Raw genomic sequence first — 12,949 nt, forward strand, 5'->3', positions numbered from 1 at the left:
GTTGGTGCCGTGCGATTCAGCTACGCGGAGTCATTAACCGACCCGAGCTTCTATATTCCGTTGGCCAAAGCCGCCGAGGCGGCCGGATATCACAGCATGACGATTGCCGACAGCCTCGCCTACCCATTCGAGTCGGACGCGAAATATCCGTATACGCCCGACGGCAGCCGCGAATTCCTCGACGGCAAGGAGATCGTCGAGGCCTTCGTCCTGGCGGCGGCGCTGGGCGCGGTGACGACGACGCTGCGACTTAACTTCTTCGTGCTGAAGCTGCCCGTCCGGCATCCGGCGCTGACCGCCAAGCAGGCGGGTTCGCTGGCCGCACTGACCGGCAACCGATTGGGACTCGGCGTCGGCACCAGCCCCTGGCCAGAGGACTACGAGCTGATGGGAGTCCCGTTTGCCAAGCGCGGCAAACGGATTGACGAATGCATCGAGATCGTGCAGGGACTGACCACCGGCGAGTACTTCGAATTCCACGGAGAGTTCTACGACATCCCGAAGACCAAGATGAGCCCGGCGCCTACCGAGCCGATCCCGATCCTCGTCGGCGGCCACGCCGATGCCGCGTTACGACGCGCGGCGCGCCTGGACGGCTGGATGCATGGCGGCGGCACCGATCCCGAGGAACTCGACCGACTCATCGCCCGGGTCAAGCAATTTCGCGAAGAGTCGGGCAAGAGCGGTCCGTTCGAGATTCACGTCATCTCGATGGACGCCTACACTCCGGACGGCATCAAGCGCCTCGAGGACAAGGGCGTCACCGACGTCATCGTGGGCTTCCGCATGCCCTACATCAAGGGTCCCGACACCGAGCCGCTGGAGTCCAAGATTCGTCACCTCGAGCGGTACGCCGACAAGGTGATGTCGAAAGTCTAAGCGCGACACCGACGCTACATGGGATCCCAGTTAGGCGCGCGCTTCTCCTGGTGTGCCTTGGCGGCCTCGGCGGGATTGTTGGTGAACCCGGTCAGTATCTGAGTCCGGTTCTCGATCTCGATGGCGTGCCGCAGGCTGGGCGCATCCAGTGCCGCGTTGAGGCCGATCTTGGTCTGCCACACACCGAATGCGTTGTTGGCGGCGATCTCTCGGGCCTTGGCCAGAGCCGCCGTCATCAGGTCGTCAGGTGCCACCACTTCGTGGACCAGCTTGATGCGGTAGGCCTCGGCGGCGTCGATGATGCGCCCGGTGAGCATGAGTTCGCGGGCCACCCCGGCGCCGACGATCTTAGGCAGCAGGTAACTGGTGCCCATGTCCATCGAGGAGAAGCCGGCCTTGATGAACACCGCCCCGAACCGGGCCTGCTCGGAGGCGATCCGGATGTCGGAGTGCAGTGCGAAGGCGAGGCCGCCCCCGACGGCGACGCCGTTGACCGCGGCGATCACCGGTATCGGGAGTTCGTAGAGACGCAAGTACAGGTTGGCCAGTCGGACCTGGGCGTCATAGCTGACCTTGAACGCCGGGGTGGTCGGCTTGGCCTTGGTCCACTCCTGGCCGGTGCCACTCAAATCGGCGCCGGCACAGAAACCGCGGCCGGTTCCGGTCAGGATCGCCACGCGGTAATCGCCGCTGCCGAGCGCATCCAGCGCCTCGTCCACGCCGTCGATCAGCGATCCGTCGATGGCGTTCAGCCGCTCGGGCCGATTCAACGTCACGCAGGCGATGTTGTCCTCAAGTGCTTCAAATTCCACTGCAGGCATATCCGCACGGTAGCGACTCAGCAAATGGCAAGGAACGCTGCCTATCGTGGAGCGGACGACCCGACGGCAAGGGAGCATCAATGACACGGACCGATGACGACACCTGGGACCTCGCCAGCAGCGTGGGAGCCACCGCCACCATGGTGGCCGCAGCCCGGGCGGCGGCAAGCAGGCATCCGGACCGCGTCATCAACGACCCGTTCGCCGAGCCGCTGGTGCGCGCCGTCGGACTGGATCTGTTCACCCGGCTCGCCGCCGGCGAACTGGACGCCGTCGACCGCGACGGAAAGCTGGGCTTCCCGCGGATGATCGACACGTTCGCCGCCCGCGCCGTGTTCTTCGACCAGTATTTCGCCGACGCCGGCAACGCCGGGCTCAAGCAAGTGGTCATCCTGGCCTCCGGGCTGGATTCTCGGCCCTATCGGTTGTCGTGGCCCGCAGGGACGACGGTGTACGAGCTTGATCAGCCCGAGGTGCTCGAGTTCAAGGCGGCGACGGTGTCGAAACTGGGCGCTGTCTCCAACGCCGAGCACCGCAGCTTGCCGATCGATCTGCGCGACGACTGGCCGGCGGCGCTGCGGAAGGCGGGCTTCGATCCCGGCGAGCCCACCGCGTGGCTTGCCGAAGGACTGCTCATCGGGTGGCTGCCGCCCGAGGCCGAGGTCCAGATGCTCGACAACATCGTCTCGCTCAGCGCGCCGGCCAGTCGGCTTGGCGCCGACTATGGACAGGTCGCGGGCCTGACCGAGGAGACCCAAAAGCAGGCGCAGGTCATGGGCGAACGCTGGCGAGACCTCGGCCTGGAGCTCGATGTAGCCACCCTCACTTATCCGGGTGAACACATCGACGTTGCCGCACATCTGCGGTCGCGCGGGTGGCACACCACCACGTCGGACCTCGCCGAGCTCTTCGACGCCGCCAAGCTGCCTCCGCTTGGCGACGCCGCACAGCACATCCCCGGCAACTCGATATTCTTCGTCCGCGCTTCGGCGCCCTAACTGCCCGGCTCGCAGCGACAATCGGCCGCCTTGTCGAAATCGCCTGCTGGCGTTCGGATTTTGTCGCTCCAAGCCGGGCACGAAGTGTCCCGTCCGGCGCCAGCTGGCGCCGACGACGACCCCCTACCCGGCCCGCTTGGCGAACCACTCCGCCTGCATGACCATCAGCGCCATCAATTCCAGCTGCGGGGTGTCCGGGTCGAGTTCGCGGTAATGCTGGTAAACGTTCACCACCACCCGCTCGGCGTCCAGCCAGGCGGCGTACTCGCCCAGATCGATGGAGTCGGCGGCCTCGGCAAACGACAGCCCCTTGCGGTACGCGGCTTCGGCCTGCTCGGAGACGTGCACGAGATACCCACGCACAGCTCGGATTCCGTCCGGGTCGGTGATCGGGCCATGGCCGGGCACCACCGTCGGTGCGTCCAGCGCAATCATCGCGTCGCAGGCCGCAATCCAATTGGCGATGGGCCCGGCCCAGACGATCGGCGTGCAGCCGATGAACAACAGGTCCCCGCCGAACAGCACCCCCGCGTCGGGCACGTGCACCACAGAATCCGCGGCGGTGTGTGCCGGACCCAGATTCAACAGATCGATCCGCCGCCCGCCCACTTCGATGGTCAGGTCACGGTCGAACGTCACATCGGCATTGCGCACCGCGATACCGCTGAAGTCGAAGTGCCCGAAGCGGTCTCGCGCATACGGCGTGGCAACCGGCCCCAGGTCGGCGGTCTGCACCATGGCCAGCATCTCCGGCGCCATGCCATGCGCGATCTCGTCGGCGGTGCCCTTGGCGGCGATGATCCGAACCGACTCATCGAGCAGTTGATTGCCGTGGGTGTGGTCGCCGTTGGAGTGGGTGATCAGCGCGTGGGTGATGGGGGCCTGGGCGGTAATCCCGCCCATCGCGTCCAGCATCTCGCGCGTCAGGGCCAGGTCGAACAGGGTGTCGACCAGCAGCGATGCGCCTTCGCCGGCCACCAGACCGGCGTTGCTCCAGCCGTATCCCCCGTCCGGCAATGTCCACGCCCACACGCGGTCTGCCACATCGTGTAGGCCCCGGGTGTAGGGCACCCGCGCCGGCGCCGGATTGACGCGGTTCGCGGGCCGTGCGGCATCTGGGTTGCGACGAGGGGCCAGCGGGAGCGGCGACCCGCTGTACCGAACCGTCTGCCGCGTCTCACCTAGACCCTCGACCCGCAAGGTGACCACGTCGCCGTCGCGCAACCACCCCGGGAACGACTCGAGGCTGGTCAAGTGCTCGACAAGCGTGCAGGTCGGGACCGTGCCCGAGCCGAACACGTCACCTGGCCGCAACGTCACACCCCGGGAGGCGTACGAGATGACCTCCCCGAAGCTCCAGTCCATCGCCCCGGTGGATCCCGAACCGATGACCGTGTCGTTGACCAGCGCGGTCACCTGCAGGCTGAGCTTGCCGTCGCGCCGATACGGTTCTAACTCGTCCGCGGTGACCAGATACGGCCCCAGGGTGACGCCGCTGTCTTTGCCCTTGGCCTGCCCGATGCGCAGTTGCCCCTCCAGCTGTTGCAGGTCCCGCGCGGACCAGTCGTTGAAAATCATGTAGCCGATGATCGATCGCTCGGCTTGTTCGACCGAAAGGTCCTTGCCCGCCACGCCGATGACGGCCGCGATCTCCAACTCGAAGTCCTGCCAAGCACTTCCGGGCGCGGTGGGTGCATCGTCGTACGGACCCAAAACGGTTGCCGGACACGCGAAGTAGAACGCCGGGATGCGGTACCAGGTGTCCGACAGCACGCGGCCACCGCCCATCGCCTCCTGGCAGTTGCGCATGTGGTCGAGAAAGCACAGCGAATCGCGGATTGACGGTGGCTGCGGGATCGGCGCCGCCAACGACACCTCGTCCAGGTGCACCACGGCGGCGGGCGACCGCAACGCCTCCTCCCCCGCCGCGCGCAGCCCGTCGGCGCCGCACCCGATCAACTCGAGCAGCGTCACTCCCGGCGCCACCGCATGGATCGAATCGCCGGAGAGCACTCCGGTGCGCTCACCGTCGGCGCTTCGATATGTCACCCATTTCATTCGCGCACCACCTCACTCGGTTTCTTGTCTGGTCGCAAACCACGCCAACTCGACTGGCGCAGCCGGTTTTCCGGGGTCCACTCGCTGTACCGCACTTCCCCGACCAGCGTCGGCTTGACGTAGGTAACTCCCCTTGCCTCGCTTCTCGGAAGTGGCGGGTTGAAGGGCGACTCGTCGGTATGCAACGGCTCCAACGTCTTTTTCAGCTTCGTCAGTTCACGCTCGGTGAACCCGGTGCCGACCCGGCCGACGAACTGCAGCCCGCCCGGACCGGGGATGCCCATCAACAGCGCGCCGATGCCGCTGCTGCGCCCGCCCTCCCCCGCGCGCCAGCCGCCGATGACGACTTCTTGGGTGTTCCAGTGCTTGTCCTTCACCCACGAGGCCGAGCGCCGGCCCGGCTGGTAAGTAGAGTCCCGGCGCTTGGCGATCACGCCCTCCCAGCCGTGCTTGCGGGAATACTCCAGTGCCTCATCTCCAGACCCGGGCAGCAAGTCGGGGACGATGAGATCGCCTGCGTCGCCGAGGGTTTCCAGCAACTTCCGCCGGTCCTGATACTTCGCCCGCAGCAGCGAGCGGCCGTCGAGGTAGAGCAGGTCGAACGCCCAGAACTCAACGCGGCTACCGCGGCCCCGGTTCTGCATCTCGCTGAAACTGGGCACACCGGCAGCGTTGAGGACAACGGCCTCGCCGTCCAGCACCACGTGATGGTCGGTGAGTTCGTCGGCCAGAGACTGCAATTGGGGATACTCGCCGGTGACGTCGCGTCCGCTGCGGGAGCGCAGCCGCACTTTGCCGTGGTCTGCCTCGACCAGCAGTCGATACCCGTCCCACTTGCCTTCGAACGCCCACTGTCCTGCCTTGAGCCCCGACACCGAACCGTGGGTGGAGAACATCGGAAACAGCGAATCGAAGTCAAAGACCTTCTGGTCCTTCATCCGGTGCGCCAACCACTGGTCACCCTTGGTCTGAATCAGCGCATACCGCCCGGAGATTCGATTCCCATGCAGGTTGACGATCACCTCGTCGTCGTTGAACTTCTCGGTGTCGTACGTGCCGGAATCCCAAATGATCACCTTGCCGGCGCCGTACTCCCCTTTGGGTATCTCCCCCTCGAACGTGCCGTATTCCAGCGGGTGATCCTCGGTGTGCACCGCCAGGTGGTTGACCGAGGGAGTGTCGGGCAAGTTCTTCGGCACCGCCCACGACACCAGAACGCCGTCGCGTTCCAACCGGAAGTCGTAGTGCAGCCGGCGGGCATGGTGCTCCTGGATGACAAACGTATTGTCCTTACCCGTAGCCGGTTTCGCGCGAGGCACCGGCTCCGGAGTCTTCGACGGATCGCGCATGCTGCGGTATTGGGCCAGGCGGTCCGGGCCCGGCACGTCGGCATCCAGCGGCGCCAGCAGATCGCCGTCCCGCGCGACGCGGTCCAGCACCTCGTCGTAGGTGAGCTGGCGCAACCCGGGGGCGTCGAGCTCCTCCCAGGTCCGGGGTGCCGCGACCGTCGGATGTTCCCGTCCACGCAGCGAATACGGCGCGATCGTGGTCTTCGAACCGCTGTTCTGACTCCAGTCCAAGAACACCTTGCCCGCCCGAAGACTCTTGGTCATCGTGGCGGTGACCAACTTGGGCATAGACTTTTCCAGTTGTTGCGCAACGCGTTTGGCCAACACCGTGGCGCCTTTACTGCTCACCGGCTCGTCCAGCGGCGCGTAGAGATGAATCCCCTTGCTGCCGCTGGTGAGCGGATAGGTCTCCAACCCGATGTCGCCCATCAGCTCCCGCACCGCGCGAGCCACTTCGGACAACTGGCTCATCGTCACACCCTCGCCCGGATCCAGATCGAACACCAATCGGGTTGCCGGGCCGGGCTTCAACTCCTGAGCCTTGCTGCGGGTCCATTCGGCGACGAACCGCCACTGCGGTACATGCACCTCCAGCGCCGCCTGCTGTGCAATCCACGCCAACCCGGCGGGACTGTCGATGATCGGATAGGTGGTCGTCCCCGAGCGGTGCACCACGCTGGCCCGCGGCAGCCAATCGGGCGCCGATGCGGCCAGCTGCTTCTCGAAGAACGCCTCCTCCTCCACTCCGTTGGGCCACCGCTTACGGGTGGCCGGACGCCCGGCGATGTGCGGGATCATCACTTCGGCGATCCGGGTGTAGTAGTCGTAAACGTCGCTCTTGGTGGTGCCGGTCGCGGGATATAAGACCTTGTCGGCGTTGGTCAGCTTCACCCGCTGCTCCTGCGCCGAACTCATATTGTCAACGTAACCTGTCGTCATGGCGCGTGGGCTGGTGATCGGCGAGGCGCTGATCGACGTCGTGGATGGCCCCTCGCCCGGCGAACACGTCGGCGGGAGCCCGCTGAACGTCGCCGTCGGACTGAGTAGGCTGGGCCGCGGCATCGACTTCCTGACCCACATCGCCGACGACGCCGCGGGTCAGCGCATCGCCGAGTACCTCAAAAACGCTGGTGTGCAACTTGTTCCGGGAAGCGTTACCGCCAGCCGCACCCCCACCGCGCGGGCGAGGATCGGTGACGGTGAAGCCACCTACGAGTTCGACCTGGACTGGCAACTGTCCGGGATACCGCCCGTCCCACCACCACTGTTCGTCCACACCGGTTCGATCGCCGCCGTGCGGGAGCCGGGATGCCTGGCGGTCGTGGCGGTGCTCGATGCGTACCGGGTGTCGTCCACGGTCACCTTCGACCCCAATGTGCGTCCCTCGCTGGGCCTGGATCAAGGCTTGGTCCGCGAACGCATCAGCCACCTGGTCGAGCGCAGCGACATCATCAAGGTCAGCGAAGACGATCTGCGCTGGATCAATCCACACCAGAGCCCGGAGCAAACCGCGCGGACATGGCTGGCGTCAGGACCCGCGGTCGTGGCGCTGACCCTCGGCGAACGCGGCTCGCTGGGGTTCTGCGCGGCGGGCGAGGCCCACGCGCCGGCCCGACCGGTCGAGGTCGTGGACACCATCGGCGCCGGTGACGCCTTCATGGTCGGCCTGCTGGACAGACTGTGGGAACTGGGCTTGCTGGGCGGCGCTCGATGGTCGGAACTGCGCCGGATCGGGATCGACGCGTTGACCTCAGCCCTGGAGGTGGCGGCCGCGGCGTCGGCATTGACGGTCGCCCGCGCAGGCGCCGACGTACCCGACCGAGCAGCCCTCGACGCCGCGGCACACCGGTACTGAGCTCGGACTGTTACGGCCCACCCCGAAACGCGTTTGCGCGCCCTCGTTTCGGCCCGGGGGCCCGACGGGTATCCGACATCCACAGCGAAGGAGGACAGGCCATGGCCGGTGCAGACAAGGCGCGGAACAAGGTTCAGAAGGTCGGCGGCATAGCCAAAGAGTTCGTCGGCCGGGCAACGCGGGACCGCAGGTTGACCACGGAAGGCCGCAACGACCAGCGGCTCGCCGACCTCAAGGATGCGGGCGAGAAGATCAAAGACGTATTTCGGCCCAGGCGTTCCCGCCGGCGGACGGCCCGAACGACGCAGACACCGACGACCCCGACGACCAGGCGGACCATCTGACCCTCGCGCGGCGAGGTTAGCTGTTAGGCAGCCCAGGTAGTGGGCATACTGACTGCATGCGCTCGATCTGGAAGGGCTCGATCGCCTTCGGGCTGGTGAACGTGCCGGTCAAGGTGTATAGCGCCACCCAAGACCACGACATCAAGTTTCACCAGGTCCACGCCAAAGACAACGGGCGCATTCGGTACAAGCGCGTCTGCGAGGTGTGTGGCGAGGTCGTCGAGTACAGCGACATCGCCCGGGCCTTCGAATCCGACGACGGTCAATCGGTGGTGATCACCGACGACGACCTCGCGACGCTGCCCGAAGAACGCAGCCGGGAGATCGAAGTGCTGGAGTTCGTTCCGGCCGCCGATGTCGACCCGATGTTGTTCGATCGCAGCTACTTCTTGGAGCCGGACTCGAAATCATCCAAATCGTATGTGCTGCTTGCCAAAACGTTGGCCGAGACGGACCGCATGGCGATCGTGCATTTCACGCTGCGCAGCAAGACCCGCTTGGCGGCGTTGCGCGTCAAGGATTTCGGCAAGCGCGACGTGATGGTGGTGCACACGCTGCTGTGGCCGGATGAGATTCGTGACCCGGATTTCCCCGTGCTGGACAAGAAGGTGGAGATCAAACCCGCAGAGCTCAAGATGGCGGGCCAGGTAGTGGAATCCATGGCCGAGGAGTTCAACCCGGACCGCTACCACGACACCTATCAGGAACAGCTGCAGGAACTGATCGAGGCGAAACTCGAAGGCGGGGAAGCATTTACCGTCGAGGAGAAGCCCAAAGAGCTGGACGAGAGCGAGGACGTCTCCGACCTGCTCGCCAAACTCGAGGCCAGCGTCAAAGCACGCTCGGGTGGCGACAACGAACCGGCGAAGAAGGCGCCCGCCAAAAAGTCACCGGCGAAAAAGAGCGCCGCCAAAAAAGCGCCCGCCAAGAAAAAGGCGGCGTCAAAGTCCTAGCCGCTTTGCCGAAGTTCTAGCTGAATTGCGCCTCCCCGGAGTTATGCTCAAGGTGCTGCCGGCCCCGAATGCGCTCGAGGAGATTCCGTGAAGTTCACTCGTTTTGGCGTCGCACCGAGTCTGCTTGCTGTCTGCGCCTTGGTGCTCTCGGCATGCGGTGGTGGCAGTTCCAACACGTCGGAGGACTCGACGGAATCCAAGGCCCCCATCGTCCCGGTGAACTGCGGCGGCAAGAAGAAGCTGTTGGCCGCCGGCTCAACCGCGCAGAAGCACGCGATCGAGCAATTCGTCTACGCCTATATCCATGCCTGCCCGGGCCACACCCTGGACTATGCCGCCACGGGCTCAGGCGCTGGAATGAAGTCGTTCCTGGACGGCCAGGTCGACATCGCGGGCACCGACTCCCCCATGGATCCGGCCAAGGGGGAGGTCGACCGGGCCACTGAGCGCTGCGGCTCCCCTGCGTGGGACCTTCCCACCGTGTTCGGCCCGGTCGCGGTCACCTACAACATCAACGGGGTGAGCTCGCTCATCCTGGACGGGCCCACGACCGCCAAGATTTTCAACGGCGCCATCACGAGCTGGAATGACCCGGCCATCAAGGCGCTGAACCCAAACACCAACCTGCCCGGTACGCCGATTCACGTCGTCTTCCGTGAAGACAAGTCCGGTACCACCGACAATTTCCAGAAGTACCTCGATACCGCATCCGACGGCGCGTGGGGCAAGGGTGCAGGTCAGACGTTCAACGGTGGTGTCGGGGAAGGCGCGCCGGGCAACGACGGCACGTCGCAAGCGATGAAACGAACCGACGGCTCGATCACCTACAACGAGTGGTCCTTCGCCGTGGGCCACCAGATGAACATGGCTCAGATCATCACATCGGCGGGAGGTGGTCCGGTCGCCATCACCGCGGAATCCGTCGGCAAGACCATCGCGGGAGCCAAATTCAAGGGCCAAGGCAACGACATGGTGATCGACACGTCGTCCTTCTACAAGCCGACGCAGGCAGGGGCCTATCCGATCGTGTTGGTCACCTACGAGGTCGTCTGCTCGAAGTACCCCGATGCCCCCACCGGCGAAGCCGTAAAAGCGTTCATGCAGGCCACAATTGGCGACGGTCAGGTCGGTTTGGATGAGTACGGATACATCCCTCTGCCGGAATCGATCCGAGACAAAATGATTCCGGTGGTGAACTCCATCGCGTGATCGGACCGTGGCCCGTGATGAACGAATGCGCAAACGCCTAAGCGCATATAGCTGGCGTTTTTGCTCGGTGCATTAGCTGGCAGACCGGATTGCCGTTACCGACTCGTGATTCAAAATTCACTGTGAGAAGTCAGAATTTGTTGTGTGCCATCTCTGGGAGATTTACCGTGGGTTAACCATCCGTTTGGAATCGGGATGGTAGTCAGGCGAAGGGAGCTTCGACGGTGGCCGGAGGCGGACCAGATTCTCGGGTAGGGTCGCGCTTTGGGCCGTATGAGCTGGTAAAACTGCTCGGCCGGGGCGGGATGGGCGAGGTTTACGAGGCCCAGGACACCCGAAAGAACAACCGGACAGTGGCGCTCAAGCTGATCTCGCAGCAGTACTCCGACAACCCGGCATTCCGGGCGCGGATGCAACGCGAGGCCGACATTGCTGGCCGGCTGACCGAACCGCACATTGTGCCGATCCACGACTACGGCGACATCGACGGACAGTTCTTCGTCGAAATGCGCCTGATCGAGGGCATTTCGCTGCGCCAGATACTGACGCAGTACGGCCCCCTGACCCCGGCGCGCACCGTGGCCGTCGTGCGTCAGATTGCTGCTGCGCTGGACGCCGCGCACGCCAGCGGCATCACTCACCGCGACGTCAAACCCGAGAACATCCTGATCACCGCTGACGACTTCGCCTACCTGGTCGACTTCGGTATCGCGCGCGGTGTTACTGACCCGGGCCTGACCCAGAGTGGGATGGCCGTCGGCACCTACAACTACATGGCGCCCGAACGGTTCACCGGCGACGAGGTCACCTATCGCGCGGATATCTATGCACTGGCCTGCGTCCTGGGCGAATGTTTGACCGGCGCACCGCCGTATCGGGCCGACAGTGTCGAGCGGCTGATCGCCTCGCACCTTATGGAGCCGGTCCCGCGGCCCAGCCAGATCCGACCCGGACGGATCCCCGAGGCGCTGGACCAGGTGGTCGCCAAGGGCATGGCCAAGAACCCGAACGAGCGTTATGTGAGCGCCGGTGATCTGGCCCTGGCCGCGCACGAGGCGCTGACCGCGCCCGAACAGCGTCAAGAAGCCAACATCCTGCAACACCAAGGCGACAACAACGCGACCGTGATGTCTCCGGTGGTCAATCCGAGCAACTTCGGCGGCAGTTGGGCCAACTACAACTCGGGCGCCTACCAGCAGAATTCGGGCGGCTACCAGCAGAATTCGGGCGGCTACCAGCAAGATTCCGGTGGCTACGAGCAGGCCTCAGCGACCCAGCGGTCCCCACAGATCCATACGCCGCCCCCCGTTCCGCAGTACCAGACTGGCGACCAGACCATGAGGCAGCCGGTGCAGAACACTGGCGGTTGGGGGACCCAGCCGCCCACGAACCGGGTCGACACCGGTGACCAGTACACCCAGGCAGCGCCCGTTCCCCCGAACTACAACCAGTCCCAGCCCCACGCGCTGAACTACAACCAGTCCCAGCCCCACGCGCTGAACTACAACCAGTCACAGCCCCATCCGCTGTCCACGCCTCCCGAGAAGAAGAGCCGCAAACCGCTGCTTATCGGGGCAATCATCGCTGTTCTCCTGATCGTCGCCGGGGTCACCGCCTTCGTGCTGACCAGGCCAGGAGAGGGATCGAAGGGACCAACCGGCCAGGTCGCGCTGCCGTTCAACGGTCTCAACTTCCGGCTGTCTCCGGGCGGGGTGGCCGTCGACGACGCGGGCACCGTCTACATCACCAACCAGACGATGTACGGCCGGGTCGTGACATTGGCGGCCGGTTCCACGACACCCGTGCTCAAGCCATTCACCGGGCTGTATGAACCGCAAGGAATTGCGGTGGACAACTCGGGCAAGATCTACGTCAGCGATTTCAACAATCGCGTGGTCGCGTTGCCGGCCGGGTCAAACAACCAGGTCGTCCTGCCCTTCGACGGCCTCGCCTACCCCGAGGGCGTAGCGGTGGATGCCCAGGGCAATGTGTACGTCGCTGACCGGGGCAATAACCGGGTGCTCAAGATGGCGGCCGGCGAGACCATCCAGACCGTCCTGCCGTTTAACGGATTGAAGAATCCCGACGGGGTGGCGGTAGACAAAGACGGCAACATTTATGTCACCGACACCGACAACAACCGGGTGCTCAGGCTGGACGCTGGGACCAACAACCAGACCGTCTTGCCGTTCACCGGCCTGTCCGCGCCGTGGGGTATCACGGTGGACAACAAAGGCGCCGTCTACGTCACCGAGCACGACAACAACCGGGTGCTGAAGCTGGCATCTGGAGCGTCCGCGGCCGTCGAATTGCCGTTCAAAGGCCTCAACACTCCGCTGTCGGTGGCCGTGGACAAGGACTTCACCGTCTACGTCGCCGACCGCGGAAACGTGCGGGTCCTCAAGCTCAAGCAAGACGAGAAGGACTGAGCTGGTCTCATTGCGCCGCCCCGTTGACTCTGCGCGTAGGGCGGGAAAGTGCGA

At 64.9% G+C, this 12,949-nt stretch carries 10 protein-coding genes; 7 read left to right on the top strand and 3 right to left on the bottom strand.

What is annotated here, in order from left to right; genetic code table 11:
• Positions 1-9 precede the first annotated feature (9 nt).
• Positions 10-879, top strand: a complete 870-nt coding sequence (locus G6N68_RS22820; protein WP_163717236.1) for a TIGR03619 family F420-dependent LLM class oxidoreductase — start codon at positions 10-12, stop codon at positions 877-879.
• 14 nt (positions 880-893) lie between these two features.
• On the opposite strand, the gene G6N68_RS22825 is transcribed toward G6N68_RS22820, so the two are convergent.
• On the bottom strand, positions 894-1,691 hold the full coding sequence (locus G6N68_RS22825; protein ID WP_205351502.1) for an enoyl-CoA hydratase/isomerase family protein: 798 nt from the start codon (positions 1,689-1,691) through the stop codon (positions 894-896).
• An 89-nt stretch (positions 1,692-1,780) separates the two neighbouring features.
• Here G6N68_RS22825 and G6N68_RS22830 point away from each other — a divergent pair, with 89 nt between their 5' ends.
• A complete protein-coding gene (locus G6N68_RS22830; RefSeq protein ID WP_163717241.1) occupies positions 1,781-2,698 on the top strand; it encodes an SAM-dependent methyltransferase in 918 nt (305 codons plus the stop codon).
• Between the two features lie 123 nt (positions 2,699-2,821).
• Here G6N68_RS22830 and G6N68_RS22835 read toward each other — a convergent pair whose 3' ends face one another.
• The gene (locus tag G6N68_RS22835) at positions 2,822-4,756 is read right to left on the bottom strand and encodes a fumarylacetoacetate hydrolase family protein (RefSeq protein ID WP_163717244.1); all 1,935 of its coding nucleotides are present in this window, start codon (positions 4,754-4,756) and stop codon (positions 2,822-2,824) included.
• Complete coding sequence (locus tag G6N68_RS22840) at positions 4,753-7,020, bottom strand: ATP-dependent DNA ligase (RefSeq protein WP_163717245.1); 2,268 nt, start codon at positions 7,018-7,020, stop codon at positions 4,753-4,755. Before G6N68_RS22840 ends, G6N68_RS22835 begins: the two co-directional genes overlap by 4 nt.
• Before the next feature lie 22 nt (positions 7,021-7,042).
• Here G6N68_RS22840 and G6N68_RS22845 point away from each other — a divergent pair, with 22 nt between their 5' ends.
• From G6N68_RS22845 to G6N68_RS22865, 5 genes are all read left to right on the top strand, one after another.
• Positions 7,043-7,960, top strand: a complete 918-nt coding sequence (locus tag G6N68_RS22845; RefSeq protein ID WP_163717247.1) for a carbohydrate kinase family protein — start codon at positions 7,043-7,045, stop codon at positions 7,958-7,960.
• 101 nt (positions 7,961-8,061) lie between these two features.
• Positions 8,062-8,304: a CsbD family protein gene (locus tag G6N68_RS22850; protein WP_308205890.1), complete on the top strand. Its 243-nt coding sequence runs from the start codon at positions 8,062-8,064 to the stop codon at positions 8,302-8,304.
• Between the two features lie 56 nt (positions 8,305-8,360).
• Positions 8,361-9,257 (top strand): non-homologous end joining protein Ku, encoded by an 897-nt coding sequence (ku, locus tag G6N68_RS22855; protein ID WP_163717249.1) that lies wholly within the window; start codon positions 8,361-8,363, stop codon positions 9,255-9,257.
• Positions 9,258-9,344: 87 nt separating this feature from the next.
• The gene (pstS, locus tag G6N68_RS22860; protein ID WP_163717251.1) at positions 9,345-10,466 is read left to right on the top strand and encodes a phosphate ABC transporter substrate-binding protein PstS; all 1,122 of its coding nucleotides are present in this window, start codon (positions 9,345-9,347) and stop codon (positions 10,464-10,466) included.
• Positions 10,467-10,690: 224 nt separating this feature from the next.
• The gene (locus tag G6N68_RS22865; RefSeq protein ID WP_163717253.1) at positions 10,691-12,895 is read left to right on the top strand and encodes a serine/threonine-protein kinase PknD; all 2,205 of its coding nucleotides are present in this window, start codon (positions 10,691-10,693) and stop codon (positions 12,893-12,895) included.
• Positions 12,896-12,949 lie beyond the last annotated feature (54 nt).

It is taken from the genome of Mycobacterium bourgelatii (assembly GCF_010723575.1).
Taxonomy (GTDB): Bacteria; Actinomycetota; Actinomycetes; order Mycobacteriales; family Mycobacteriaceae; genus Mycobacterium; species Mycobacterium bourgelatii.